The 25094-nt window shown below is 60.0% G+C and carries 26 protein-coding genes (1 of these 26 cut by a window edge); 21 read left to right on the top strand and 5 right to left on the bottom strand.

The genetic code is table 11. The features are described from left to right. Positions 1–230: 230 nt before the first annotated feature. The 14 genes from mnmG to glmU all read left to right on the top strand — a co-directional run bounded on the left by mnmG (position 231) and on the right by glmU (position 13062). Positions 231–2120: a tRNA uridine-5-carboxymethylaminomethyl(34) synthesis enzyme MnmG gene (gene mnmG / locus I6L32_RS07055; protein WP_010672271.1), complete on the top strand. Its 1890-nt coding sequence runs from the start codon at positions 231–233 to the stop codon at positions 2118–2120. A 20-nt stretch (positions 2121–2140) separates the two neighbouring features. Next, positions 2141–2767, top strand: coding sequence for a 16S rRNA (guanine(527)-N(7))-methyltransferase RsmG (gene rsmG, locus I6L32_RS07050; RefSeq protein WP_010672270.1), 627 nt, complete (start codon positions 2141–2143; stop codon positions 2765–2767). A gap of 27 nt (positions 2768–2794) precedes the next feature. After that, the gene (locus I6L32_RS07045) at positions 2795–3598 is read left to right on the top strand and encodes a ParA family protein (protein WP_042016124.1); all 804 of its coding nucleotides are present in this window, start codon (positions 2795–2797) and stop codon (positions 3596–3598) included. Continuing rightward, complete coding sequence (locus tag I6L32_RS07040) at positions 3595–4503, top strand: ParB/RepB/Spo0J family partition protein (protein ID WP_151027526.1); 909 nt, start codon at positions 3595–3597, stop codon at positions 4501–4503. Before I6L32_RS07045 ends, I6L32_RS07040 begins: the two co-directional genes overlap by 4 nt. 190 nt (positions 4504–4693) lie before the next feature. After that, positions 4694–5104 (top strand): ATP synthase subunit I, encoded by a 411-nt coding sequence (locus tag I6L32_RS07035; RefSeq protein WP_010672267.1) that lies wholly within the window; start codon positions 4694–4696, stop codon positions 5102–5104. Positions 5105–5112: 8 nt separating this feature from the next. Then, complete coding sequence (atpB, locus tag I6L32_RS07030) at positions 5113–5895, top strand: F0F1 ATP synthase subunit A (protein WP_010672266.1); 783 nt, start codon at positions 5113–5115, stop codon at positions 5893–5895. A gap of 59 nt (positions 5896–5954) precedes the next feature. Next, positions 5955–6194, top strand: a complete 240-nt coding sequence (atpE, locus tag I6L32_RS07025) for a F0F1 ATP synthase subunit C (protein WP_010672265.1) — start codon at positions 5955–5957, stop codon at positions 6192–6194. A 51-nt stretch (positions 6195–6245) separates the two neighbouring features. Further along, complete coding sequence (gene atpF / locus I6L32_RS07020) at positions 6246–6716, top strand: F0F1 ATP synthase subunit B (RefSeq protein WP_010672264.1); 471 nt, start codon at positions 6246–6248, stop codon at positions 6714–6716. 13 nt (positions 6717–6729) lie between these two features. Next, complete coding sequence (gene atpH, locus I6L32_RS07015; RefSeq protein ID WP_010672263.1) at positions 6730–7263, top strand: F0F1 ATP synthase subunit delta; 534 nt, start codon at positions 6730–6732, stop codon at positions 7261–7263. 15 nt (positions 7264–7278) lie between these two features. After that, positions 7279–8820: a F0F1 ATP synthase subunit alpha gene (gene atpA / locus I6L32_RS07010; RefSeq protein ID WP_010672262.1), complete on the top strand. Its 1542-nt coding sequence runs from the start codon at positions 7279–7281 to the stop codon at positions 8818–8820. A 42-nt stretch (positions 8821–8862) separates the two neighbouring features. Then, positions 8863–9729, top strand: coding sequence for a F0F1 ATP synthase subunit gamma (gene atpG, locus I6L32_RS07005; protein WP_010672261.1), 867 nt, complete (start codon positions 8863–8865; stop codon positions 9727–9729). Positions 9730–9762: 33 nt separating this feature from the next. Next, the gene (atpD, locus tag I6L32_RS07000) at positions 9763–11151 is read left to right on the top strand and encodes a F0F1 ATP synthase subunit beta (RefSeq protein ID WP_010672260.1); all 1389 of its coding nucleotides are present in this window, start codon (positions 9763–9765) and stop codon (positions 11149–11151) included. A gap of 18 nt (positions 11152–11169) precedes the next feature. Continuing rightward, positions 11170–11598 carry a F0F1 ATP synthase subunit epsilon gene (locus tag I6L32_RS06995; protein WP_010672259.1) on the top strand — a complete coding sequence of 143 codons (429 nt, stop codon included), beginning with the start codon at positions 11170–11172 and terminating at the stop codon, positions 11596–11598. Positions 11599–11700: 102 nt separating this feature from the next. Then, positions 11701–13062 (top strand): bifunctional UDP-N-acetylglucosamine diphosphorylase/glucosamine-1-phosphate N-acetyltransferase GlmU, encoded by a 1362-nt coding sequence (glmU, locus tag I6L32_RS06990; RefSeq protein WP_216944866.1) that lies wholly within the window; start codon positions 11701–11703, stop codon positions 13060–13062. Positions 13063–13113: 51 nt separating this feature from the next. Here the strand turns inward: glmU and creD are convergent, their stop codons facing one another. From creD to blrA, 4 genes are all read right to left on the bottom strand, one after another. After that, positions 13114–14505 carry a cell envelope integrity protein CreD gene (creD, locus tag I6L32_RS06985; RefSeq protein ID WP_216944865.1) on the bottom strand — a complete coding sequence of 464 codons (1392 nt, stop codon included), beginning with the start codon at positions 14503–14505 and terminating at the stop codon, positions 13114–13116. A gap of 121 nt (positions 14506–14626) precedes the next feature. Continuing rightward, positions 14627–15421, bottom strand: a complete 795-nt coding sequence (locus I6L32_RS06980; protein WP_151027527.1) for a class D beta-lactamase OXA-1161 — start codon at positions 15419–15421, stop codon at positions 14627–14629. A 99-nt stretch (positions 15422–15520) separates the two neighbouring features. Further along, positions 15521–16942, bottom strand: coding sequence for a beta-lactam sensor histidine kinase BlrB (gene blrB, locus I6L32_RS06975; RefSeq protein ID WP_216944864.1), 1422 nt, complete (start codon positions 16940–16942; stop codon positions 15521–15523). A 34-nt stretch (positions 16943–16976) separates the two neighbouring features. After that, on the bottom strand, positions 16977–17651 hold the full coding sequence (blrA, locus tag I6L32_RS06970; RefSeq protein ID WP_010672254.1) for a beta-lactam response regulator transcription factor BlrA: 675 nt from the start codon (positions 17649–17651) through the stop codon (positions 16977–16979). A 122-nt stretch (positions 17652–17773) separates the two neighbouring features. Between blrA and I6L32_RS06965 the strand changes: the two genes are divergently transcribed. Further along, positions 17774–18547 carry a DeoR/GlpR family DNA-binding transcription regulator gene (locus I6L32_RS06965; protein WP_010672253.1) on the top strand — a complete coding sequence of 258 codons (774 nt, stop codon included), beginning with the start codon at positions 17774–17776 and terminating at the stop codon, positions 18545–18547. A 55-nt stretch (positions 18548–18602) separates the two neighbouring features. Continuing rightward, the gene (gene glmS / locus I6L32_RS06960) at positions 18603–20435 is read left to right on the top strand and encodes a glutamine--fructose-6-phosphate transaminase (isomerizing) (RefSeq protein ID WP_042016118.1); all 1833 of its coding nucleotides are present in this window, start codon (positions 18603–18605) and stop codon (positions 20433–20435) included. 60 nt (positions 20436–20495) lie between these two features. Here the strand turns inward: glmS and I6L32_RS06955 are convergent, their stop codons facing one another. Then, positions 20496–21272 carry a LuxR family transcriptional regulator gene (locus I6L32_RS06955; RefSeq protein ID WP_010672236.1) on the bottom strand — a complete coding sequence of 259 codons (777 nt, stop codon included), beginning with the start codon at positions 21270–21272 and terminating at the stop codon, positions 20496–20498. Between the two features lie 211 nt (positions 21273–21483). On the opposite strand from I6L32_RS06955, the gene I6L32_RS06950 reads away from it, so the two are divergent. The 5 genes in view from I6L32_RS06950 to I6L32_RS06930 are tightly spaced (each overlapping or abutting the next) and all read left to right on the top strand, a layout consistent with a single transcriptional unit that may run on beyond the window. Further along, entirely contained in the window at positions 21484–22245 is a 762-nt protein-coding gene (locus I6L32_RS06950) for a DUF3450 domain-containing protein (RefSeq protein WP_045522614.1), read from the top strand. Next, a complete protein-coding gene (locus tag I6L32_RS06945; protein ID WP_039040619.1) occupies positions 22242–23549 on the top strand; it encodes a MotA/TolQ/ExbB proton channel family protein in 1308 nt (435 codons plus the stop codon). The genes I6L32_RS06950 and I6L32_RS06945 overlap by 4 nt, the downstream gene beginning before the upstream one ends. Then, positions 23546–24076 (top strand): MotA/TolQ/ExbB proton channel family protein, encoded by a 531-nt coding sequence (locus tag I6L32_RS06940; RefSeq protein ID WP_049637204.1) that lies wholly within the window; start codon positions 23546–23548, stop codon positions 24074–24076. Before I6L32_RS06945 ends, I6L32_RS06940 begins: the two co-directional genes overlap by 4 nt. Continuing rightward, entirely contained in the window at positions 24073–24474 is a 402-nt protein-coding gene (locus I6L32_RS06935) for a biopolymer transporter ExbD (protein ID WP_010672232.1), read from the top strand. The genes I6L32_RS06940 and I6L32_RS06935 overlap by 4 nt, the downstream gene beginning before the upstream one ends. Then, a protein-coding gene (locus I6L32_RS06930; protein ID WP_216944863.1) for an energy transducer TonB crosses the window boundary here: on the top strand, positions 24471–25094 show its 5' portion. The gene runs 39 nt beyond the window's last position; the window shows 624 of its 663 coding nt (coding positions 1–624); its start codon is at positions 24471–24473; its stop codon lies beyond the right edge, outside the window. The genes I6L32_RS06935 and I6L32_RS06930 overlap by 4 nt, the downstream gene beginning before the upstream one ends.

The raw sequence follows: 25094 nt of genomic DNA, 5'->3' as shown, positions 1-25094 counted from the left end.
AACCGAATGATCTTTATGATCAAAAATGCCTTATCAACAGAAGTCGCGGATCCTAATAAAAGATCCAATAAAAGATCGATCTAAAGATCCTTAAGATCTATTTAACCGATCCCTGATCCATACTGATCCTGAAGTAGACGTTCCCCTCCGGATGCTAAACAGATAGAATGATCCGCCCTTCAGACCAGGCAAACAAAGATCTTCAGGCGTGCAGATCAAGGTGATCCCCAATGCAATACCATGAACAATTTGATGTGATCGTCGTCGGTGGCGGTCATGCAGGAACCGAAGCAGCAACAGCGGCAGCCCGCATGGGTCTCAATACCCTGTTGCTCACCCACAACATAGATACGCTGGGGCATATGTCCTGCAATCCGGCGATCGGCGGGATCGGCAAGGGACACCTGGTCAAGGAAGTCGACGCCCTTGGCGGGATCATGGCGCAGGCCATCGATCTCGGCGGGATCCAGTTCCGCACGCTCAACTCCTCCAAGGGCCCTGCGGTGCGGGCTACCCGTGCCCAGGCGGATCGCCTGCTGTACAAGGCTGTGGTGCGTCAGACACTGGAGAACTACCCGAACCTGAAGATCTTCCAGCAGGCCTGCGACGATCTGGTCATGGACGGGGATCGCGTCGCCGGGGTCGTTACCCAGAGCGGGATCCGCATCAGCGGCAAGACGGTCGTACTGACCGTTGGCACCTTCCTCAATGGTCTGATCCACATCGGCATGGAGAACTACAAAGGAGGTCGCGCCGGGGATCCTCCCTCGATTGCCCTCGCCCAGCGCCTGCGTGAAATGCCGCTGCGCATCGATCGCCTCAAAACCGGCACGCCACCACGCATCGATGCACGCACCGTCGATTTTTCCGTGATGCAGCAGCAACATGGTGATGATCCTCGCCCGGTCTTCTCCTTCATCGGCAACGCCAGCCAGCATCCCCGCCAGATGCCTTGCTACGTGACCCATACCAATGAGCAGACCCACGAGGTGATCCGCAACAACCTGGATCGCAGCCCCATGTACGCCGGAGTGATCGAGGGGATAGGCCCACGCTACTGCCCGTCGATCGAGGACAAGATCACCCGCTTTGCCGACAAGACGGCGCACCAGATCTTTGTCGAACCGGAAGGCCTGACCACCCACGAACTCTACCCGAACGGGATCTCCACCAGCCTGCCGTTCGACGTACAGGTGCAGATCGTCCGGTCGATCCGTGGCTTCGAGAATGCCCATATCACTCGCCCTGGCTACGCCATCGAGTACGATTTCTTCGATCCGCGGGATCTCAAGGCCAACATGGAGAGCAAGTGCATCGAGAACCTCTTCTTCGCCGGCCAGATCAACGGCACCACCGGCTATGAAGAGGCCGCTGCCCAGGGCCTGATGGCCGGTCTGAACGCGGGCTTGCGCGCCCAGGGCAAGGAAGCCTGGCACCCACGCCGGGATCAGGCCTACATGGGCGTGATGATGGACGATCTCTCCACACTGGGGACCCGCGAACCCTATCGCATGTTCACCAGCCGTGCCGAATATCGCCTGCTGCTGCGGGAAGACAACGCGGATCTTCGCCTCACCGCCATCGGCCGCGAGCTGGGTCTGGTGGATGATCATCGCTGGAGCCTGTTCAATGCCAAGGTGGAACAGGTGGAGCAGGAACGTCAGCGCATGCGCTCGACCTGGATCCACCCGCAGCATCCGTCTCTGGAGGCCGTCAACGCCCTGGTCAACACTCCCCTGACCCGGGAGCAGAGCCTGGAAGAGCTGCTGCGTCGCCCCGAGGTGACCTACGATGCCCTGATGGCCATCGAGGGTGTGGGGCCTGCATTGACCGATGCGGCTGCCGCGGATCAGGTGGAGATCCAGATCAAGTACGCCGGTTATATCGAGCGTCAGCACGACGAGGTGGAGAAACAGCTGCGCAACGAAAACACCCTGCTGCCGCTGGATATGAACTACCGCGATGTGAACGGTCTCTCCAACGAGGTGATCGCCAAGCTCAACGATGCCAAGCCAGAGACCATTGGTCAGGCGTCCCGCATCTCCGGCATCACCCCTGCCGCCATCTCCATCTTGCTGGTGCACCTGAAGAAACACGGCCTGCTGCGTAAAACCGCCTGAGGAATTCCCCGTTGGACAACATGCTGCAAAGATTGAACGGCCTGCTCATGCAGGCCGGAATTGTTATCACCGAAACCCAGAAGACCCAGTTGGTGCAGTTGGTCGAGTTGCTGCACAAGTGGAACAAGGCTTACAATCTCACCTCGGTGCGAGATCCGGACGCCATGCTGGTCAAGCATATCCTCGACAGCCTGGTGGTGAGTCCTCACCTGCACGGTGAACGCTTCATCGATGTGGGAACGGGTCCGGGTCTGCCCGGACTGCCGCTGGCCATCATCAATCCGGACAAACAGTTCGTGCTGCTCGACAGCCTGGGCAAGCGGATCAACTTCATCCGCCAGGTGATCCTGGAGCTGGGGTTGACCAATGTGACCCCCGTCAAATCCCGGGTGGAGGAGTATCAACCCGAGACCGGATTTGATGGTGTACTGAGCCGGGCTTTCGCCTCCCTGGAGGACATGCTGAGCTGGTGTCATCATCTGCCGTCACCCGAGGGCAGCTTCCTGGCGCTCAAGGGACAATACCCCGAGCAGGAGCTGGCACAGTTGCCTGACAGCATTCGTCTGGTTGCCACCCACAAGCTGGTGGTGCCGGAACTGGAAGGCGAACGCCATCTGCTGGAGTTTAAAGCCATCCAGCCCGAATAGGGCCGCCGCATTCATTTAGGGGACAGTGTGGGAAAAGTCATTGCCATAGCCAACCAGAAGGGTGGAGTGGGTAAAACCACCACCTGTGTGAATCTGGCCGCCTCCATGGCCGCTACCCGGCGCAAGGTGCTGGTGATCGATCTGGATCCGCAGGGCAATGCCACCATGGGCAGTGGCGTCGACAAGTACGATGTCGAACGCACCGCCTATGAACTGCTGATCGAAGATGCCCCCATCGGCGAGGTGATCATCCCCGAAACCTCGGGAGGCTATCACCTGATTGCCGCCAATGCCGACGTGACCGCGGCAGAAATCCGCCTGATGGAGTTTTTTGCCCGCGAGATCCGCCTGCGCAACGCCCTGGCCTCGGTCAGGGACAAGTACGACTACGTCTTCATCGACTGCCCGCCTTCTCTCAACATGCTGACGGTGAACGCCATGGCCGCCGCCGACTCCGTGCTGGTGCCCATGCAGTGCGAATACTATGCGCTGGAAGGACTGACCGCCCTGGTGGACACCATCAGCAAGCTGGCAGCCGTGGTCAATCCAGAGCTGAAGATCGAAGGGGTGCTGCGCACCATGTTCGATCATCGCAACCGGCTGGCCAATGATGTGTCCGATCAGCTGAAACAGCATTTCGGGGACAAGGTCTATCGCACCATCATTCCCCGCAACGTAAGACTGGCGGAGGCGCCGAGCTTTGGCGCGCCAGCCATGCACTATGACAAATCATCGGTGGGGGCCAAGGCCTATCTGGCCCTGGCTGGCGAGATCCTGCGCCGCCAGGAACAGGAGTCCCAGCCGTTCACCGCAGATCGAGAGAGCATATGACGCCGAAGAAACGTGGGCTGGGCAAGGGGCTGGACGCCCTGCTCAGCACCAGCACGGCCGCCCGCCAGAAACAGGTGATGAGCGACCAGCGCACCGAACAGGCCATGGCCCCGACCAATCAGGGCGAGCTGCGCAAGCTGCCGGTGGAGTGGTTGCAGTCCGGCAAATACCAGCCGCGCAAGGACATGTCCCAGGATGCGCTGGAGGAGCTGGCCAACTCCATCCGTGCACAAGGGGTGATCCAGCCCATCGTGGTTCGCTCCATCGGTGAAAACCGTTTCGAAATCATTGCTGGTGAACGCCGCTGGCGCGCCTCCCAGCTGGCCCGTCTCGAAGTGGTGCCCTGCCTGGTCAAGGATGTCGCCGACGAGGCGGCCGTCGCCATCGCACTCATCGAGAACATCCAGCGTGAAGATCTCAACGCCATCGAGGAGGCCGTCGCCCTCCAGCGCCTGCTGACGGAGTTCGAACTGACTCACCAGCAGGTTGCCGAGGCGGTAGGCAAGTCCCGCACCACGGTCACCAACCTGCTGCGTCTCAACCAGCTCAACGAGGACGTGAAGCGCTTCGTGGAACACGGCGACCTCGACATGGGGCATGCCCGTGCCCTGCTGGCCCTGAGCGGCCAGGCCCAGTCAGAGCTGGCCAAACTGGTGGCCCAGAAGGGGCTGACAGTGCGAGATACCGAGAGGCTGGTGCAAAAAGCACTGGAACCGGCAAAAACCAGGGTTGAACCCGTCCGTGATCCCCAGTTTGGTTATCTCGAGCGCCAGATTTCTGAAAAAATTGGCAATCAGGTGCAACTTCAGCCGGGCAAGAAAGATAGCGGCAAGTTAGTAATAAGTTACGATAACTTGGCAGATTTGGACCGGGTATTGGGCTATTTTGGCCTGTCAGAATCGTGATTTTTACGCTTTTTGTAGTAATAAAACATCCATTACTTTCGATATGAACATAACCTTAATTTCGCGCGGAAAGCCGCAAAAATTAAGGATTTTTGCCATGTTGCAATAGCCGTCTTCACGGGTATAATTTGACCGGCTTTTCGAGCTGTGAACCTGGGGTCTTCGGATCCCGATTTTTTACAGTTCTGTAATGTTCAGGGGTAGGTTGGTGAAGCAGAAAATAGCCTTGGAAGGTTTGACGCTGGCCTTGGCTATGCTCGTTTGTCAGCTGGTCCTGATCCTGGCGATCGCCACCGTCTGGTTTTATCAGGCGGGAGAGTTCGCCGGACAATCCTCTCTCTACGGAGGGGGGATGTACTGGGTTCCTCAAGCCCTGTTCACGCTCTGGGTTCTGCGCCGCAAGGTGACGAAAGAGAGCGTAGGCCTGGTTTTGCGGGACTTTTATGGTGGGGCAGGGATTAAGCTCATTACTACAACAGGACTTTTCGCCCTGCTGTTTGGCGCCGGGATTGAGGTCGACACCGCCTCGTTCTTCGCCACTTATATCCTCGCCCTCGTTGTACAGTGGATAGTTTCATTCACGCTTAACAACCACTATTAGGAAAACTCATGTCTGCAACCGGAGAAGTCCTGACTCCTCAGGGATATATCTCCCACCACCTGACCCACCTGCAGGTAGGGTCCGGGTTCTGGACGGTGAATATCGATTCCATGATATTTTCCGTCGTGCTAGGCGCCCTGTTTATCTGGTTGTTCCGCAAGGTTGCCGTCAAGGCCACCAGCGGTGTGCCCGGTAAGCTGCAGTGCTTTGTGGAGATGCTGGTCGAGTTTGTGAATGGTAACGTCAAGGACATCTTTCATGGTCGCAACAAGGTCATCGCACCTTTGGCCCTGACGGTGTTCGTGTGGATCTTCCTGATGAACTTCATGGACCTGATCCCCGTTGACTTTATCCCTCACGCTGCACAGTTGATGGGTGTTCCCTATCTGCGTGTGGTTCCCTCTGCTGACGTTAACATCACCATGTCCATGGCTTTGGGCGTGTTCTTCTTGATCCTGTACTACAGCATCAAGGTCAAGGGTATCAGCGGGTTCGTGAAGGAGCTGACGCTTCAGCCTTTCAATCACCCTGCTGCCATCCCGGTTAACTTCATCCTTGAAACCGTCACGTTGATTTCCAAGCCTGTTTCATTGGGTCTGCGACTGTTCGGCAACATGTATGCTGGCGAACTGATCTTCATCCTGATTGCGGGTTTGTTACCCTGGTGGTCACAGTGGATCCTGTCCGTGCCTTGGGCAATCTTCCACATCCTGATCATCACTTTGCAGGCGTTTATCTTCATGGTTCTGACCATCGTCTATCTGTCGATGGCGCAGGAAGACCATGGTTGATGCAACTCAAATAATCCTTTTTTATACAATCAATTACATCTAAATAAATGGAGATCCTCATGGAAAACTTGAACATGGACCTGCTGTACATCGCTGCTGCAATGATGATGGGTCTGGCGGCTATCGGCGCCTCCATCGGTATCGGTATCCTGGGTGGCAAGTTCCTGGAAGGTGCCGCTCGTCAACCTGACCTGATCCCTGTTCTGCGTACCCAGTTCTTCATCGTGATGGGTCTGGTGGATGCGATCCCGATGATCGCCGTTGGTCTGGGTCTGTATGTGATGTTTGCGGTTGCCTAAGTCATTACGACTCACGCAGAACCCATTAACTAACTAAAGAGGACATCGGCTGTGAATATCAACGCCACCCTCCTCGGCCAAGCAGTTGCTTTTTTCATCTTCGTAGTGTTTTGCATGAAGTACGTATGGCCGCCGCTGATGGCTGCCATCGAAGCCCGTCAGAAAGAAATCGCTGACGGCCTCTCTTCTGCAGAGCGTGCCAAGAAAGATCTGGAGCTGGCCAAGGCCAACGCCACCGATCAGCTGAAAGAAGCCAAGCTTCAGGCTGCTGAAATCATCGATCAGGCCAACAAACGCAAGGCCCAGATCATTGATGAGGCTGCTGTCGGAGCCCAAGCTGAGCGGGAGAAAATCCTGGCTCAGGGCCGTGCAGAGATCGAAGCTGAACGTCATCGTGCCAAAGAAGAACTGCGCAAGCAGGTTGCTGCTCTTGCCATCGCGGGTGCAGAGAAGATCCTGGCACGCCAAATCGACCAGGCTGCCAACAGCGACATCGTCGACAAACTGGTAGCAGAACTGTAACGGGAACGGGGCTATGTCTGAACTGACTACAATCGCTCGCCCCTACGCCAAGGCTGCTTTCGAGTTTGCCGTTGAGCACAAGGCGGTTGACCAATGGCTGGAGATGCTCGATTTCGCCGCTCAGGTGGCTGAAAACGAGACCATGCACAGCCTGGTAAACGGCTCCGTTGCTGCCGAAGAACTGGCAAAGCTGTTTGTCGGTGTCTGCGGTGAGCAGCTCAACGAGCACGGTCAGAACCTGATCCGGGTGATGGCCGAGAATGGTCGCTTGGGTGTGCTGCCGGCGGTCGTTGCCGAATTCGTCGCGCTCAAGGCTGAACTGGACAAAGAAGTTCAGGCTGACGTGATTTCGGCGATCGAACTGACCGACCAGCAGAAAGCCAATATTCAGGCTTCTCTGGAACAACGTCTCGCGCGCAAAGTGAAGCTGAATTGCAGCACAGATGCGTCCTTGATGGCCGGGGTGCTCATCAAGGCCGGTGATCTCGTTATCGACGGCACGGTCCGCGGTAAGCTGGATCGCATGGCCGATGCGCTGCAATCTTGATTGGGGTATTAGAGCATGCAACTGAATTCCACTGAAATCGCCGAGCTGATCAAGCAGCGCATTGCGCAGTTTGATGTCAAAAGCGAAGCGCGTAACGAAGGTACCATCGTTTCTGTAAGCGACGGTATCATTCGTATCCACGGTCTGGCCGATGCCATGCAGGGTGAGATGATCGAGCTGCCGGGCAACCGCTTCGCTCTGGCATTGAACCTGGAGCGTGACTCCGTTGGTGCCGTAGTAATGGGTCCCTATGCCGATCTGGCCGAAGGGATGAAGGTAAAGGGTACCGGCCGCATTCTGGAAGTGCCGGTCGGTCGTGGTCTGTTGGGCCGGGTGGTCAACACCCTGGGTCAGCCGATCGACGGTAAGGGTCCGGTAGACAACGACGGCTTCTCGCCGATCGAAGTGATCGCCCCGGGCGTTATCGAGCGTAAGTCTGTTGACCAGCCAGTCCAGACCGGTCTGAAAGCCATCGATGCCATGATCCCTATCGGTCGTGGCCAGCGTGAGCTGATCATCGGTGACCGCCAGGTTGGTAAGACCGCCATCGCCATCGACACCATCATCAACCAGAAAGATTCCGGCATTAAGTGCGTCTACGTTGCGATCGGCCAGAAGGCCTCCACCATCGCCAACGTGGTGCGCAAGCTGGAAGAGCACGGCGCCCTGGCCAACACCATCGTGGTCGTGGCTTCTGCCTCCGAAGCGGCTGCTCTGCAGTACCTGGCTCCCTACGCCGGTTGCTCCATGGGCGAGTACTTCCGTGACCGCGGCGAAGACGCACTGATCATCTATGATGACCTGTCCAAGCAGGCCGTTGCCTATCGCCAGATCTCCCTGCTGCTGCGCCGTCCGCCTGGACGTGAAGCTTACCCGGGTGACGTCTTCTATCTGCACTCCCGTCTGCTGGAGCGTGCTGCTCGCGTCAACGCCGAGTACGTAGAGAAGTTCACCAACGGTGCCGTGAAAGGCCAGACCGGTTCCCTGACCGCCCTGCCGATCATCGAAACCCAGGCCGGTGACGTCTCTGCGTTCGTTCCGACCAACGTGATCTCCATCACCGACGGCCAGATCTTCCTGACCTCCCAGCTGTTCAACTCCGGTATTCGTCCGGCGGTTGACCCGGGTATCTCCGTATCCCGTGTGGGCGGTGCTGCTCAGACCAAGATCGTCAAGAAGCTGTCCGGTGGTATCCGTACCGCGCTGGCCCAGTACCGCGAACTGGCGGCATTTGCCCAGTTCTCTTCCGACCTGGACGATGCCACTCGCAAGCAGCTGGATCACGGTCAGAAAGTCACCGAGCTGATGAAGCAGAAGCAGTACTCTCCGATGAGCGTGGCCCAGCAATCCCTGGTGCTGTTCGCCGCCGAGAAGGGTTATCTCGCCGATGTCGAACTGAGCAAGATCGTCGACTTCGAAGCCGCTCTGCTCTCTTACGCCAATACCCAGCATGCCGAGCTGATGGCTGAAATCAATGCCAAGGCCGACTACAACGACGCGATCGTTGGCAAGCTGACTGCGTTGCTGGATGACTTCAAGGCAACCCAGACCTGGTAAGCGTGTGTGGCAGCGCAAGCTGCCACCTGATGGAGAGAAGAGATGGCCGGCGCAAAAGAGATACGTAACAAGATCGGGAGTGTGAAGAACACTCAGAAGATCACCAGCGCTATGGAAATGGTGGCAGCGAGCAAGATGCGCCGTGCGCAGGAACGCATGTCTGCCAGCCGTCCGTACGCTGAAACCATGCGCAAGGTGATCGGCCATATCGCTCAGGGGAACTTGGAATACAAGCACCCCTACCTCATCGAACGTGAGGTGAAGCGAGTGGGTTACATCGTCGTCTCCACCGACCGTGGCCTGTGTGGTGGTCTGAACATCAACCTGTTCAAGGCTGCCCTCAATGATATGAAGCAATGGAGCGCGAAAGGTGCCAAGGTTGACCTGGCATTGATCGGTAACAAGGCCTCCAACTTCTTTGAACGGCACGGCGCCAAGGTGAAAGCCCACGTCTCCGGACTGGGTGACAACCCGAGCGTCAATGACCTGATCGGTTCAGTGAAGGTCATGCTGAAGGCTTACGACAACGGTGAGATTGACAGGCTGTATCTGGTGTACAACAAGTTCGTCAACACCATGGTTCAGCAACCAAAAGTCGATCAACTGCTGCCTTTGCCCGTAACAGAAGACAGCAAGCTCGCCAAGAAGCACCACTGGGACTACCTCTATGAGCCGGATCCCAAGCAACTGCTGGATACCCTGCTGATTCGCTACGTCGAATCCCAGGTCTACCAGGGTGTGGTAGAAAACTTGGCAAGTGAACAGGCAGCCCGAATGGTTGCCATGCAAGCCGCGACTGACAACGCCGGCAACCTGATTAACGATCTGCAACTGGTATACAACAAGGCCCGTCAGGCCAGTATTACCCAGGAGCTCACAGAGATCGTTTCCGGTGCTGCTGCGGTGTAAGGCAAGGGTTATCAAAGGTTTAGAGGATTTGACATGAGTAACGGTTTCATCGTCCAAATCATCGGCGCTGTGGTGGACATCGAGTTCCCGCAGAATGCCGTGCCCCAGGTGTACGATGCACTGAAGGTTGTCAGCGAAGGCCAAGGCCAGGGTCTGGTACTGGAAGTTCAGCAACAGATCGGCGGCGGCGTCGTGCGTTGCATCACCATGGGTTCCTCCGACGGTCTGCGTCGTGGGTTGGAAGTAGTTAACAGCGGCAAGGCCATCCAGGTACCGGTCGGTACCTCGACCCTGGGCCGTATCATGAACGTACTGGGCGACCCCATCGACGAGAAGGGTCCGATCGGCGAAGAAGAGCGTTGGTCCATCCACCGCGAAGCCCCCAGCTACGAAGATCAGTCCAACAGCACCGAGCTGCTGGAGACCGGCATCAAGGTTATCGACCTGGTATGTCCGTTCGCCAAGGGTGGTAAGGTTGGTCTGTTCGGCGGCGCCGGTGTAGGCAAGACCGTCAACATGATGGAGCTGATCCGTAACATCGCGATCGAGCACAGCGGTTACTCCGTGTTCGCCGGTGTAGGTGAGCGTACCCGTGAGGGTAACGACTTCTACCACGAGATGATGGAGTCCAACGTACTGGACAAAGTATCTCTGGTTTACGGTCAGATGAACGAGCCGCCCGGAAACCGTCTGCGCGTGGCGCTGACCGGCCTGACCATGGCCGAGAAGTTCCGTGACGAAGGTCGTGACGTGCTGTTCTTCGTGGACAACATCTACCGTTACACCCTGGCCGGTACCGAAGTATCCGCACTGCTGGGCCGTATGCCTTCCGCAGTAGGTTACCAGCCGACCCTGGCCGAGGAGATGGGTGTTCTGCAAGAGCGCATCACCTCCACCAAGACCGGTTCCATCACCTCCGTACAGGCCGTTTACGTGCCTGCGGATGACTTGACCGACCCGTCTCCGGCGACCACCTTCGCCCACCTGGATGCGACCGTCGTACTGTCCCGTCAGATCGCGGCTCTGGGTATCTACCCGGCCGTTGACCCGCTGGACTCCACCTCCCGTCAGCTGGATCCGCTGGTGGTTGGCAAGGAGCACTACGAGACCGCTCGTGGCGTTCAGACCGTACTGCAGCGCTACAAGGAGCTGAAGGACATCATCGCCATCCTGGGTATGGATGAACTGTCAGAAGAAGACAAACTGACCGTAGCCCGTGCCCGTAAGATCGAGCGTTTCCTGTCCCAGCCGTTCTTCGTGGCAGAAGTGTTTACCGGTTCTCCGGGCAAATACGTGCCGCTGAAGGAAACCATCCGTGGCTTCCAGGGCATCCTGAAGGGCGAGTATGACGATCTGCCGGAGCAGGCGTTCTACATGGTTGGCGGCATCGACGAAGTCGTCGAGAAGTCCAAGAAACTGTAAGCCTCGATAGGAGGGCCCATGGCTGAGATGATCTCCTTTCACCTGGATGTGGTGAGCGCCGAAGGAAAACTGTTTTCCGGTCGCGTGCAATCTGCCCAGGTATCAGGCTCCGAAGGTGAGCTGGGTCTCCGCCACGGTCATGCTCCGTTGCTGACTGCCATCAAGCCGGGCCTGGTCCGCTTGATCAAGCAAAATGGTAGCGAAGAGGTGCTGTACATCTCCGGCGGCATGCTGGAAGTACAACCCGAAGCCGTGACCGTGCTGGCCGATACCGCCATTCGCGCCGACGATCTGGATGAGGCGAAAGCCCAGGAAGCCAAGCGTCGTGCCGAAGAGCGGATCAACAGCTCCCATGGTGATATCGACTATGCTCAGGCGTCTGCCGAGCTGGCCAAAGCGATGGCCCAGTTGCGGGTTATCGATATCGTCAAAAAGAATTACCGTTAATCACGGTGATGCAAAAGATGCAAAAAGCGACCTTCGGGTCGCTTTTTTTTTGCCCGTTGGATAGACTCCGCCCAGCATTTCCACCTGTTTCAAAGGCTAGCTATGTCTCTCAACGTCGTGATCCTGGCTGCGGGCAAAGGCACCCGCATGCGTTCCTCCCTGCCCAAGGTGCTGCACCCCGTTGCCAGCAAGCCCATGGTCTCCCATGTGATCGAGACCGCCCGCCAGATCGGTGCCGAACAGCTGCACCTAGTCTATGGCCACGGCGCCGAACTGCTGAAGGAGCGGATCCAGGCATCCGACCTGAACTGGGTGCTGCAGGCCCAGCAACTGGGAACCGGCCATGCCGTTGCCCAGGCCATTCCGTTCTGGCATGACGAAGACGACGTGCTGGTGCTCTACGGCGATACCCCGCTGATCCAGCCCGAGACCCTGCAACGGTTGCTGGCCGCCAAGACCGACGATGGCATGGCGCTGCTGACCGTGGTACTGGACAACCCGACCGGCTATGGCCGCATCGTGCGGGAACATGGTCAGGTGGTCGGCATTGTCGAGCAGAAGGATGCGAACGCCGAGCAGCTGGCCATCCGCGAAGTGAACACCGGCGTGCTGGTGGCCAACGGTGGTCAGCTGCGTAGCTGGCTCTCCCGCCTGGACAACAAGAATGCCCAGGGCGAGTTCTATCTGACCGACGTCATCGCCATGGCCCATGGGGATGGCTGTGCCATCGCCGCCGTCCACCCTGACAGCGCCATGGAAGTGGAAGGGGCCAACAACCGGGTGCAGCTGGCTGCGCTTGAGCGCAGCTACCAGCAAATGCAGGCCGAGAAGCTGATGATCGCCGGCGCCACCCTGATCGATCCGGCCCGTTTCGATCTGCGCGGCACCCTGGAAATCGGGGAGGAGGTGGTGATCGACGTCAACGTCATCATCGAAGGCAAGGTGGTGCTGGGCAATCACGTGCGCATCGGTGCCGGCAGCGTGCTGAAGGATTGCGTCATCGGCGACCACACCGAGGTGAAACCCTACTCCGTCATCGAAGGTGCGCAAATTGCCGACCAGTGCTCGGTCGGGCCCTTTACCCGCCTGCGCCCGGGTGCCGTGCTGGAGCAGGATGCCCATGTCGGCAACTTCGTCGAGATGAAGAAGGCGCGGCTGGGTATGGGCTCGAAGTGCGGTCATCTGACCTATCTGGGGGATGCGGACGTCGGCGCCAAGGTGAACATCGGTGCTGGCACCATCACCTGCAATTACGACGGGGTGAACAAGTTCCAGACCATCATCGAGGACGATGTCTTCGTCGGCTCCGATACCCAGCTGGTGGCGCCGGTGCGGATCGGCAAGGGGGCGACCCTGGGAGCGGGTTCCACCATCACCAAGGATGTGGCGGAAAACGAGCTGGTGATCACCCGGGTGCCCCAGCGCCACATTCCGAACTGGGCTCGCCCGGTCAAGAAGAAGTGATGCCCGATCAATGAAATGCAAACCGGCGCCCGAGGGCGCCGGTTTTTTTGCTTATGGCTGATGACTGGTGTCACTGGTCGATGGCTGGGGGGCCGCCCATGCGGTGGCGGAGGGACTGTTCTCCATCACCTGATACCAGTCGAGCTTGCGAGTCAGCCCCATGACCAGCGCCAGGGTGGCGAACAGCAGCAGGGCGCCGAGCAACAGGGCTGTCTCCTCGGCCTGCAGCAGCCCGAACAGGATGGCGTAGACCAGCCCCAGCAGGGCGGCGAATCCCATGCCCTGTTTCGGGCCGCCCAGTACATGGCTCAGGTAGAAGCCGTTGAGGGCCACACTGGCCAGGGCGGCAATGAGATAGGCCCAGGCAAAGCCGAGATGCTCGGTCAGCGCCAGCAGCACCAGATAGAAGATGGCCAGCCCCATGCCCACCAGTGCGTACTGGATGGGGTGTACCCGCAGCCCCTTGAGCAGCTCGAACATGAAGAAACTGATGAAGGTGAGGCCGATGAACAGCAGGGCATATTTGGCGGCCCGCTCGTTCAGCTGATAGTGATCCACCGGTTGCACCAGGCTGACGCTGAATGACGGCAGTTTGGTACCGGCTCCCTTCATCATGCGGTTGAAGCGGCTCTCCATGTCGGTGGCGAACCAGCTGGTCTGCCAGCTTGCCTCGAACCCTTGATCCGCAAGGGTGCGTTCACCGGGCAGAAAGTCGCCGAGAAAATTGGGATGGGGCCAGTTGCCGTTCAGGTGAAACCGGCTGTCCTGTCCGAGCGGCACCACTTCCAGCGCATTCATGCCCTGCAGATCCAGCTCGATGTGAAAGCGGCCATCTTCGTCTGGCAAGGCGTCGAGCGGGGCATGGATCCCCACTCGCCCGTCCCCCAGCTGGGCACCAGGGGCAAACGGGATGCGTTGCTCTCCCCATTGCAGTTCGGGTACGCGGCTGATGCCCCGGGCATCGGAGAGGATCAGGCTGAGATAGGGTTTGCCCGGCACCAGGGCGGGATCCGCCGGGTCGAAGCTCAGGTTCGGGTTGCCGGCCACCAGCCCCTTGTCAGCCAGGCTGGTGGGCATCAGGCCGGAGAGGGAGAGGCGACTGTGATAAATCTGGGCCTGATAGATGCCGAGCTTGCGCGGGGTCACCTCCATGCTGGCCCGCACGTCCAGCCTCTGGGGCAGCAGGTAGCGATAGACCTGCTCCTTGCGCACGAAATGTTTGCCATCCTGCTCGACGGTGACGGCCCGGGTATAGGGCTGCACCAGTACGGGCCCCATCAGGCGCTGAGGCCCGCTGTGGCTGGCCATGATGCTGTGAATGGCCTGATTGCGATAGGCCTGGCGCTCCCGATTCAGCTCCATGATGGCGTGAACCGGGATCATCATCAGCAGGCAGAGCAACAGCAGCAGGGCGATCTTGTGGGTGAAAATCTGTTTGACCATGACACGTCTCCTTGTTGTTGAACGGGAGTGTGCCGGGGTCGCGTGAAGGGAGGATGGGGCAGTGTGAAGTGGTGGTGAAGGGGGATAAAAAAACCGGCGCCAGGCGCCGGTGTTGCTGGCATCAGAGTGTCTTCAACCGGGCCGGCAGGGCGGCGAACACCTCCTCCCTGGCCCTGAGGGAAGCGAACTGCTTGCCCGGCTTCTGGATAACGGTGTGGACGAAGATGAGCGTCTTGTCCTGTTTGCTGGCCCAGCCGACGAACCAGCCGATCTGCTGCTCCCTGTCCAGGCTGCCATCCAGCAGCTTGGGGTAACCCATGCCGGTCTTGCCGTGGATCTGCCAACCGTCGATGTCGGGCTGACGCATCAGGTTGGCGGTATGGCGCAGGGTCTTGGCGGAGACCGGCAGCTTGCCGCTCACCATTTTCCCAAGGAAGCGGGCTTGCTCCTGGGGGCTGATGGCGAGGCTGGCGCTGAGCCAGGCCTGGGTCAGACCGTCGTGCTTGCCCGGGTTGCCTTCGAGATCCCGGTTGCCGTAGTCGAAGCTGTCCACGTAGTGCTGGAAGCGAGCCTCTCCCAGCCACTCGGTGAGGCGCTGCGAGTACCAGATGACCGAGAATTGCATCCAGCTGCTCGGGGTGGTGGTCTGTTTCCACTCCGGCAGGAAATCAGGATCACCGGCCTTGAACGGCAGGGCCGGCAGTTGTTCATCCACCAGAAAGCCGCTGTCATAGCCCATCAGTGCCAGCGGGATCTTGAAGGTGGAGGCCGGGGTCAACTGTGCGGCACAGTCCCCCTGGGTGCTGACGGGTTTGCCGGTGCCATCGGCAAACAGCATGCAGCCAGAAGCGGCGCTGGCAGGCAGTGCACAGAAGAGGCCGGCGGCAAGCAGACCGGACAACAGCATACGGGGCATATCTATCTCCTTGATTAATATGAATGCGCATCGACGGGGACGGTCGTCATCGAGGAGGTGCAGCTTAGCCCGGCTCTGTGTGCTTGGTGTGAAGTGTCCTCAGTTGCCGGGCAGCCAGAGTGTGGCCAGCACCCCCCCGCCCGGCTGATTGGCAAGAGCAAGATGGCCGCCATGCTGGCGTGCCACCTCCATGGCAAAACTGAGCCCGAGGCCGCTGCTTTTTCCCTTGTCTGGCCTTGGCAGGGAGTAGAAACGCTCGAAAATCCTGGGCAGCGCAAAGTCGGGAATGCCTGGACCCTGATCCCGCACCCGGAAGCAGTAACCCCCCTCCTCCATGGCGCCGCTCAGCACCAGGGTGCTGCCGGCGGGGGCAAAATCGAGGGCGTTGTCCAGCAGGTTGCCAAGGGCCTGCTCCACCAGCAGGGGATCCCACTTCTGCTTCTGACCTTCCCCCAGCTCGGCGTGCAGGGAGATCTGGCGGCGCTGGGCCTGGATCTGGCGGGCGTCGAGCACCCGTCTGCCCAGCCGGGCAGGCTCGACGGATTGTCTGTCCAGCCCCTGCCCTGATTCGAGGCGGGCGAGTTGCAGCATGCGCTCGATCAGCTGCTGCATGCGGGCCGTCTCCAGATTGATGTTGCCGATAAAGCGCTTTGCGATGTCCGGCGGCGGCGCCTCGGCCAGAATCTCCCCCGCCCCGCGAATGGCCGCCAGCGGGCTTTTGAGCTCGTGGGTCAGGCTGTGGACATAGGCCTCGATATAGGCCTTGCCGTCCAGTTGGCGGCGCATGGTTTCCAGGGAGTGGCCTAGCCTGTCCAGTTCGGGGCTGTAGAGGCGCGGCAGGCTGGCGGGCTGACCCTGACTGATTGCATCTGCATAGTGCACCAGCTTGCCGATGGCGCGGTTGAGCCACCACACTAGCAAGGCGCCGATGAGCAGCGAGATGAACAGCAGCAGGGCCGCCCCTCTTAGTAACTGGTGTTCGCTGCGCTCTATCATGGGCTGCAGGGTGCTGTTGGGCTTGGCGACGGTGAGGGAGCCGAGGATGTCATCCCCTTCCCGCAGCGGGGCGGCCACGTGCATCACCGAGCTGGCGGGATCGTCGGGGTCGCTGCGGGTGCTGCGGGCGCCATATTCGCCGCGCAGGGTCAGGTAGACGTCGTTCCAGCGGGAATAGTCCTTGCCCAGATCCACCCCGTCCGAGTCGTAGACCACCCTGCCTTTTGCGTCGGTCACATAGATGCGGTACTCCGCCTGCTGCTTGAGGTGGCCATCGATGAGGGCATTGATGGGACTCTGGTTGAGGCGGGCGAAGGCGCTGGCCAGCCGGCCATTCGCCATCTTTCCTTCCTGCATGTCGTCCAGGGCCAGGGGGGCCAGCATCTGCGCCATGTCCACCAGGGTATCTTCGGTGGCGCTGCGTACCCCGGGCTTGATCTCCTCGACGAAGATCTCCAGCACGAACCAGGCGGCCAGGGCGAAGATCAGCACCAGGCCGCACAGCAGTTGCAATCCGATTCTCATCTCATCCCCCTGCCGATGCCCGGCCACCCTGAGTTCATGCCAGCTCCAGACTGTAGCCCAGCCCGCGGTGTGTCAGGATCAGGTTGGCGTCAGGGTCCCGCTCCCGCAGCTTGGCTCTCAGGGTCTTGATGTGGGTGTCGACGGTGCGATCCAGACTCTCTTCCGCATCCTGCCACACCAGATCCATCAGCTGCTGGCGGGAGTAGACCCGACCCGGCGCCAGCATCAGGGTCTTGAGCAGCAGGTACTCATAGCGGGTGAGCGTCAGGGGCTGGCCCAGGAAGCAGATTCGTGCCCGCTCCTCGTCCAGGGCGAGTGGCTGTATCGGCTGGGAGGGGGCGGGCTGGCTGCGGCGCAGGATGACCCGCACCCGGGCGCACACCTCACGGGGCGAGAAGGGTTTGGCCACATAGTCGTCTGCCCCTATCTCCAGCCCGATCAGCCTGTCTATCTCCTCGCTGCGGGCGGTGAGAAACATCAGGGGAATATCGGTCAGTGCCCGCACCCGCTTGCACAGTTCGAAACCGCTGATATCCGGCAGCCCCACATCCAGGATCAAAAAATCCGGTCGCGTCTGTTCCAGTCGCGCCAGCAACGGCTGACCGAGGGGGAACCACTCCACCTCGAAACCATCGGTCTGCAGGGCATAGATCAGGGTATCGGCAATGCTGGCTTCATCTTCCACCAGCCAGATGAGTCGTTTTTGCATGGCGTCCTCGTCGCAAATCGGCTCCTCATTCTGGCATCGAACCAAATCGGATCCTATTTGCCGTTTGATTTTTCCCGAAAAGGCATTAATATTTCGTCATTCTTTCGAATCGAAACTTATAAATGACCAAACGCAACACACAGCAGCGCCGTCACACCATAGTGAGTCTGGTGCAGGAGCAGGGGGAAGTCAGCGTCGATGCCCTGGCCAAACACTTCGCCACTTCCGAGGTGACCATCCGCAAAGATCTGGCGGTGCTGGAGACCGGTGGCCTGTTGCTGCGTCGCTACGGCGGTGCCGTTCCCCTCCCCAGCGAGATGGTGGTGGACAGCAACCCGGAACAAGTTTCGAATCGAAAGCTGGCCATTGCCCGCGCCGCCGCCGAGCGGATCCGCGATCACAACCGCGTCATCATCGACAGCGGCAGCACCACCAGCGCCATGATCCCCATGCTGGGCAACAAGCGCGGCCTCATCGTCATGACCAACTCCCTCAATGTGGCCGGTGCCCTGCGTGAGCTGGAAAACGAACCCACCCTGCTGATGACTGGCGGGACCTGGGATCCCCACTCCGAATCTTTCCAGGGGCAGGTGGCGGAGCAGGTGCTGCGCTCCTATGACTTCGACCAGCTCTTCATCGGTGCCGATGGCATCGACCCGGAGCGGGGCACCACCACCTTCAACGAGTTGGTGGGCCTCTCCCGGGTCATGGCCGAAGTGTCGCGGGAGGTCATCGTCATGGTGGAGTCGGAGAAGATCGGCCGAAAAATCCCCAATCTCGAGCTGCCCTGGTCCGGCATCCATACCCTGGTGACCGACGAGGGGCTGAGCAATGCGGCCAGAGAACAGATTCAGGCCAGGGGGATCACGCTGATTTGCGCCCCCGTGGCCGTGTGACCTGAACAAACCATTATCCAACCGAATTAACGTCTTACGTTTCAAGGAGAAGTCTATGTGTGGCATCGTCGGGGCCGTCGCCCAACGTGATGTGGCTGAAATCCTGGTAGAGGGCCTGCGCCGTCTGGAATACCGTGGCTACGATTCGGCCGGTGTCGCCGTGTTCAGCGCCAACCAGCCGCTGCAGCGGGTGCGTCGCCTCGGCAAGGTGGCCGAGCTGGCCAAGGCGCTGGAAGAGCAGTCCGTCCACGGTGGTACCGGCATTGCCCACACCCGCTGGGCTACCCATGGCGAGCCGTCCGAGCGCAATGCTCACCCCCATGTCTCCGAGCATATCGTGGTAGTGCACAACGGTATCATCGAGAACCACGAAGAGCTGCGGGAAGAGTTGAAGGCGCTGGGCTATGTGTTCAGCTCCGACACCGACACCGAAGTGATTGCCCACCTGGTGCACCACGAGCTGAAATCCGCCCCCAGCCTGCTGGCGGCCATGCAGGTCGCGGTGAAGCAACTGCGCGGCGCCTACGGCACCGTGGTGATGGACAGCCGTGACGACAGCCGCGTGGTGGTGGCCCGTTCCGGCTCCCCTCTGGTGATCGGCCGCGGCATCGGCGAGAACTTCATCGCCTCCGACCAGATGGCCCTGCTGCCGGTGACCCGCCGCTTCATCTTCCTGGAAGAGGGCGATGTGGCCGAAGTGACCCGCCGCGACGTGCACATCTTCGATACCGACGGCCATGCCGTGGTGCGCGAAGAGCTGGAGTCCGAGCTGTCCCACGATGCCGGTGACAAGGGCGAATACCGACACTACATGCTCAAGGAGATCTACGAGCAGCCCAAGGCCATCACCAACACCCTGGAAGGCCGCTTGGGCAGTGATCACGTGGTGGTCGAGTCCTTCGGCAACGGCGCCCGCGCCATTTTCGACAAGGTCGAGCACGTCCAGATCGTCGCCTGCGGCACCTCCTACAACTCCGGCATGGTGGCCCGATACTGGTTTGAAGAGATCGCCGGCGTCTCCTGCGACGTGGAGATCGCCTCCGAGTTCCGCTACCGCAAGTCGGTGGTACGCCCCAACAGCCTGCTGGTGACTCTTTCCCAGAGCGGAGAAACCGCCGATACCCTGGCAGCCCTGCGTCTGGCCAAGGAATCCGGTTACATGAGCTCGCTGGCCATCTGCAACGTACCGGGCTCCTCCCTGGTGCGCGAATCCGACCTGGCCTTCATGACACGTGCGGGGGCAGAAATCGGGGTGGCGTCCACCAAGGCGTTCACCACCCAGCTGGCTGGTCTGCTGATGCTGGTGGCCTCAGTCGGTCACTGCCGTGGCAACCTGAGCGCCGCCGCCGAGGCCGAACTGGTCAAGGCGCTGCAAGCCCTGCCTGTGCGCATCAAGGAGAGCCTGGCCCTGGCCAAGCAGATCGAGACTCTGGCCGAAGAGTTTGCCGACAAGCACCATAGCCTGTTCCTCGGTCGTGGCAGCCAGTACCCCATCGCCATGGAAGGGGCGCTCAAACTCAAGGAGATCTCCTACATCCACGCCGAGGCCTATGCCGCCGGTGAGTTGAAGCATGGCCCGCTGGCGCTGATCGATGCCGAGATGCCCATCATCGTCGTGGCGCCGAACAACGATCTGCTGGAGAAGCTCAAGTCCAACGTGGAAGAGGTGCGCGCCCGTGGCGGGATCCTCTATGTGTTCGCCGATGCGGACGCCGGTTTCAAGAGCGACGAGACCATGCGGGTGATGAGCCTGAACCACGTGGAAGAGATGATCGCGCCGATCGTCTATACCGTGCCGCTGCAGTTGCTCTCCTACCACGTCGCCCTCATCAAGGGCACCGACGTGGATCAGCCACGCAACCTGGCCAAATCCGTGACTGTGGAATAAGCCGTCGCCGGAAATGAAAAAAGAGCCGCATTGCGGCTCTTTTGGTTTTGGCAAAACAGGCTACGACAGCCGCAGGTTGGTGATGGTCACGTCGTCCAGGGAAGGCACAATGATGCCGCTGGAGATGCTCTTGGCAATCGCCTGGTTGCGGTTGCGCGAGTCCGTCTTGTTGGTGACCTGATTGAGGTGGAAGTTCACGGTTCGCTCGCTGATGCCGAGGATGGTGGCGATCTCCCAGGAGGTCTTGCCCTCGCTGGCCCAGAACAGGCACTCCTTCTCCCGATCCGACAGCTCGGCCAGGTATTTCATGAGGTCTGGCCTGGCCTTGATGAGGGTCAGGGCCGAGTTGAAGATGTAGCTGGCACAGAATGACAGCAGGGGAACGTTTTCAAACATCAGATCGGAATTGGACTTCTCCTTGCTGATGAAAGAGAGGATGCCGTGTTCCCCCTGCGGCGTGTGCAGCGGGAAGGAGACGCCGTTCCTCACCCCGAAGTCGGCGGCGAGGTTCATTACTTCCCTGCTGGCGCTGGGCAACCAGGGGGCATCACAATCGAGCTTGTTCCAGAAGATGGGCTGGGTCTGCTTCAGTCCCAGGAAGACGACCGGATCCTGGGTCAGGTAGTGTCGTTCCGAATAGGCATCAAACCAGCTGGTGGGGCAGTTGTTGAACAAGGCCACATGGGATTTCTGCATACTGATGGGGAAAATAATCAGCAAACGGAAGTAATCAAACCCCATCTGATGACTGAAGCGCTCCAGTTGTTGCTGGATCTCGCTGGTCTTCTTCGCCTTGGTGAACCGATCTATGTGTTCCCAGATCGCATCGTTAAACATGTAAGTCTCCTTTTTCGATCACTTATCTTGCTGATCGAAAAGACATTTTTTAGTTATTTAAAATGGTGTTGCGACTACCAACGCCAGTTATTCCCGTACTTGTCTAAAAAGTATCCTGTTTTTTCGGCCAGAGGCCAAGAAAATCATCTGATTGCCAGTGACCCTACTCTTTGAGACAATGAGAATAGTTATCATTGTTAAGATTTATATCATGAACAAGTTTTGGGGTCTGGCCTTGTTACCCATGGCCGTTCATTGCGTCGTGTCCGCCGACGAAGTGGTTGCGCCAGCATTGAAGAACAGTATCGCCGACGGGAAAGCCTCCCAGCTGCGTGTGGAGAAAGCCGCCGATGGAGCCGTCGCCGCCAGGATTGAGCTGCAAAATGCCCAACTGCAACTGCGGGATCTGGAAGCCTACAACCGCTACATGCAGTCTCTGGTGGCCGATCAGCAAAACGAGCTGGGCAAGCTGAGCCAGCAGTTGGAAGCGGTACAGGAGACCAGGCAGGGGCTTGTCCCCCTGATGCTGCAGATGCAAGCCGATCTGGAACAGCTGGTACAGGATGACATCCCGCTGCGCAGGGAGGATCGTCTGGCGCGGGTTGCTGCCTTGAAAGCGACGCTGGCCAGAGCCGATGTGAGCGAGGCGGAGAAGTTCCGCCAGCTATTGCAGGCCTATCAGATTGAAGCCGAATACGGCAGCAGGCTGGACCATTATTCCGCCGAGCTGGTGCTGGATGGCGCACCGCGCCGGGTCGATGTGCTGGCTCTGGGCCGGGTCTCCCTGCTGGCGATGACCGCCGATCGCTCCCAGGCGTGGCGTTGGTCTGCCGAGCACAAGCAGTGGCAAGCCCTCGACGGCCAGTGGCTCTCCCCCATCGCCGAGGCGTTGGAAATGGCTGCCGACAAGAAAGTTCCCCAGTTGTTGAATGTCCCCCTTTCCGTCAGCCGTGGTCAGGAGGCCCAGTCATGAGCGTCACCATGAAGTGGTTACCCCTTGCCCTCGCCCTCTCTCTGGGCACCACAGCCGCCGTGGCCGAGGAAGCCTGGCAGCAGCAGGAACAGGCCCGTGAACAGAAGGCTCAGCAGGATCTGGCGTCTGTCTCCAGGGAGCTGAGCACTGCCCGTACCAAGCTGGCCGAGGCCCAGCGCCTGAGCAAGGAGCTGGCCAGCCAGTTCGCGGCCAATGAAAAGCAGCTGGTGGAGCTCAATACCCAGTGGGAGCAAGCCTCCGGCGACATGAACGACATCTTTGCTGTCACCCGTCAGGGGGCAAGCGATGCGGTCAAGCTGCTGAGCGAATCCGCCGTCGAGGGCCAGTATCCTGATCGCCTCGCCCCGCTGAAAACCATGGCACAGGATAAACAGGTGCCTGATCGCGCCGCCCTTGCCCTGCTGCCAGCCACCTTGCTACAGGAGATCCGCGAATCGGGCCGGGTTGCCCAGTTCAACGGCAAGGTGCTTGATGCCCAGGGCGTTGCCAGCGAGCAGACGTTGACCCGGATCGGCAGCTTCGCCCTGCTGGGCGATGCTGGTTTCTTGCAACCGGAGGCCGAAGGCCTGAGTCCGGTGCTGGGCCTGCCAGGCAGCGTGCTTTCCGCTGTGGCCGCTTATCAGGGTCAGGAGGGAGAAGCGTTGCCGCTGGATCCCTCCCACGGTGTTCTGCTCGATATGCTGGCCCAGGCGCCCACCTTCTGGCAGCAAGTCCAGCAGGGCGGCCAGGTCGGCGCCATCATCGTGCTGCTGGCCGCTATCGGCCTGGGGATCGCTGGAGTACGGCTGTGGAGCCTCTCTCGCGAACTGGGTCGGGTTCGTCGCCAGCTCAAGAGCGGTGAATATCATGCCGACAACGCCCTCGGCCGGGTGCTGACGGTGGCTGACAAGCATCCAGAACTGAGCATGGAGACCCTCGAACTGCGTCTGGATGAGGCGATCCTGCAGGAGACCCCTCGCCTGGAGCGCGGCATCGGCATGGTCAAGGTGATCGCGGCCATCGCCCCAATGCTGGGTCTGCTCGGGACAGTGACCGGTATGATCGGCACCTTCCAGGCCATCACCCAGTTCGGTACCGGCGATCCCAAGATCATGGCGGGCGGCATCTCCATGGCCTTGGTCACCACGGTGCAGGGTCTGGTAGCGGCCATTCCGCTGATCCTGGCCCACAGCCTGTTGCAGTCCCGTTTCACCGAGCTCTCCAACGTGCTGGAACAGCAGGTGGCCGGGATCCTGGCCGAGCGGGCCGAAAGCAATGGTGACAGGGTGGAGCGGGTAGCATGATGCTCGACATCTGGCAGCAGTTGCAGAGCTTCATGGGCCGTGGCGGCCCGGTGCTCTGGGTCATTCTGGCCTTGCTGGTGCTGATGTGGATTCTGATGATCGAGCGGCTGCTCTACCTCAACCTGGGGTTTGCACCGTTGCAGTGTCAGCTGCTGGGCCGCTGGCAGGCGCGTCGCGAGCGTCACAGCTGGCACGCTCGCGCGATTCGCGGGCGCTGGCTGGCAGAAGTGGAGCTGGCGCTCAACCGTCATCTGATCTTCATCCGCACCCTGGTGGTGCTCTGCCCCATGCTGGGGTTGCTGGGTACAGTGACCGGCATGATAGGCGTATTCGATGCGCTGGCTGCGGCCAACCGCTTTAACCCGGAGAGCATGGCGGGAGGGATCTCCCGCGCCACCATCCCCACCATGGCAGGCATGGTGGTGGCCCTCTCCGGCGTGTTGTTACTTAGCCGGCTCGAGAGTCAGGCCAAGCGTGCGCTGGCCAAGACCCGGGACGGCCTGCGAGAAGAGAAGGTAATGCAATGAGACGGCAATCCAAACGCCAGCGTGACGAAGTGCAGATCGACATGACCCCCATGCTGGATATCGTCTTCATCATGCTGATCTTCTTCATCGTGACCACCTCCTTCGTGCGCGAAGCCGGGCTTGAGGTACACAGACCCCAGGCCAGCCAGGCCAAGGCGCAGAAATCGTCCAGCATCATGCTGGCGATCGGCGCTCAGGGGCAGATCTTCCTCGACCGCAAACAGGTGGATGTGGAGCGGGTGCAGGCCACCCTCGCCCGACTGTTGGCGGAGCAGCCCGAGGCAAGCCTGGTGATCCAGGCCGATGAACGGGTACCCCACGGCAAGGTGGTGCGGGTGATGGATGAAGCCAAGGCGGCAGGCATCGCCAACATCGCCGTAGCGGTGGCACCGAAATGAAACACAAGTTGATGAGCCTGGGACTGGGGACCGCCCTCAGTCTGGGCATCCTGTTGTTCATGGCCACCCTGGTGGAGCCGCCCGGAGGGGAGAAGGCGACTACAGAGCAGAAATCCATCGTCATCAACATGCAGAACGAGGTGACCGAGGTACAGGTGCGTGAGCGGCCGGTACCCCAGGAGCCGGAACCCTTGCCGGAGCCGCCTGCCGCGCTGGCTTCGACACCGATGCCCATGCCGGCGGCGGCCCCGCTGCCTTCGGTACAGCCGAGCCTGGATCTGGTCTCGACCCTGAGTGCGGTACAGGTCTCCGCCCCTGGCGTGGCGACCAGTCCCACTCCGGTCGCGAGCGGCAATTTCCATGGTCAGCAGCAGGGCGCTGGAATCGGTGCCAGCGACCTCTTGATGCCACTACAACGGGTTGAGCCCGTTTATCCCTACCGGGCCCAGCAGGCAGGCATCGAGGGGGCCGTGACCTTGCGTTTCAGCGTCGATGCCGACGGCCGGGTACAGGATGTGGAGGTGGTCGAGGCCAAGCCGAAGCGCCAGTTCGAGCGAGCGGCCATTCAGGCGATCAACAAGTGGCGCTATCAGCCTAGGCCGGGCGCCACCGACAAGCTG

This window comes from Aeromonas sp. FDAARGOS 1402, from assembly GCF_019046925.1.
In the GTDB taxonomy this organism is placed as follows: Bacteria; Pseudomonadota; Gammaproteobacteria; order Enterobacterales; family Aeromonadaceae; genus Aeromonas; species Aeromonas caviae.
The sequence above is the reverse complement of the archived record's forward strand: the minus strand, read 5'-3'. Positions and strand labels throughout refer to the sequence as shown.

Excerpts from the sequence above, each read along its gene's own strand:
- glmU (WP_216944866.1), top strand. The coding sequence starts at position 11,701 with ATGTCTCTCAACGTCGTGATCCTGGCTGCGGGCAAAGGCACCCGCATG.
- I6L32_RS06955 (WP_010672236.1), bottom strand. The coding sequence starts at position 21,272 with ATGTTTAACGATGCGATCTGGGAACACATAGATCGGTTCACCAAGGCG.
- atpH (WP_010672263.1), top strand. The coding sequence starts at position 6,730 with ATGTCTGAACTGACTACAATCGCTCGCCCCTACGCCAAGGCTGCTTTC.
- I6L32_RS06945 (WP_039040619.1), top strand. The coding sequence starts at position 22,242 with ATGAGCGTCACCATGAAGTGGTTACCCCTTGCCCTCGCCCTCTCTCTG.
- mnmG (WP_010672271.1), top strand. The coding sequence starts at position 231 with ATGCAATACCATGAACAATTTGATGTGATCGTCGTCGGTGGCGGTCAT.
- atpD (WP_010672260.1), top strand. The coding sequence starts at position 9,763 with ATGAGTAACGGTTTCATCGTCCAAATCATCGGCGCTGTGGTGGACATC.
- I6L32_RS06950 (WP_045522614.1), top strand. The coding sequence starts at position 21,484 with ATGAACAAGTTTTGGGGTCTGGCCTTGTTACCCATGGCCGTTCATTGC.
- I6L32_RS07040 (WP_151027526.1), top strand. The coding sequence starts at position 3,595 with ATGACGCCGAAGAAACGTGGGCTGGGCAAGGGGCTGGACGCCCTGCTC.
- I6L32_RS06940 (WP_049637204.1), top strand. The coding sequence starts at position 23,546 with ATGATGCTCGACATCTGGCAGCAGTTGCAGAGCTTCATGGGCCGTGGC.
- I6L32_RS06995 (WP_010672259.1), top strand. The coding sequence starts at position 11,170 with ATGGCTGAGATGATCTCCTTTCACCTGGATGTGGTGAGCGCCGAAGGA.
- I6L32_RS06935 (WP_010672232.1), top strand. The coding sequence starts at position 24,073 with ATGAGACGGCAATCCAAACGCCAGCGTGACGAAGTGCAGATCGACATG.
- blrB (WP_216944864.1), bottom strand. The coding sequence starts at position 16,942 with ATGAGAATCGGATTGCAACTGCTGTGCGGCCTGGTGCTGATCTTCGCC.
- creD (WP_216944865.1), bottom strand. The coding sequence starts at position 14,505 with ATGGTCAAACAGATTTTCACCCACAAGATCGCCCTGCTGCTGTTGCTC.
- glmS (WP_042016118.1), top strand. The coding sequence starts at position 18,603 with ATGTGTGGCATCGTCGGGGCCGTCGCCCAACGTGATGTGGCTGAAATC.
- I6L32_RS06980 (WP_151027527.1), bottom strand. The coding sequence starts at position 15,421 with ATGCCCCGTATGCTGTTGTCCGGTCTGCTTGCCGCCGGCCTCTTCTGT.
- I6L32_RS06965 (WP_010672253.1), top strand. The coding sequence starts at position 17,774 with ATGACCAAACGCAACACACAGCAGCGCCGTCACACCATAGTGAGTCTG.
- blrA (WP_010672254.1), bottom strand. The coding sequence starts at position 17,651 with ATGCAAAAACGACTCATCTGGCTGGTGGAAGATGAAGCCAGCATTGCC.
- atpG (WP_010672261.1), top strand. The coding sequence starts at position 8,863 with ATGGCCGGCGCAAAAGAGATACGTAACAAGATCGGGAGTGTGAAGAAC.
- atpE (WP_010672265.1), top strand. The coding sequence starts at position 5,955 with ATGGAAAACTTGAACATGGACCTGCTGTACATCGCTGCTGCAATGATG.
- atpB (WP_010672266.1), top strand. The coding sequence starts at position 5,113 with ATGTCTGCAACCGGAGAAGTCCTGACTCCTCAGGGATATATCTCCCAC.
- I6L32_RS07035 (WP_010672267.1), top strand. The coding sequence starts at position 4,694 with ATGTTCAGGGGTAGGTTGGTGAAGCAGAAAATAGCCTTGGAAGGTTTG.
- rsmG (WP_010672270.1), top strand. The coding sequence starts at position 2,141 with ATGCTGCAAAGATTGAACGGCCTGCTCATGCAGGCCGGAATTGTTATC.
- atpA (WP_010672262.1), top strand. The coding sequence starts at position 7,279 with ATGCAACTGAATTCCACTGAAATCGCCGAGCTGATCAAGCAGCGCATT.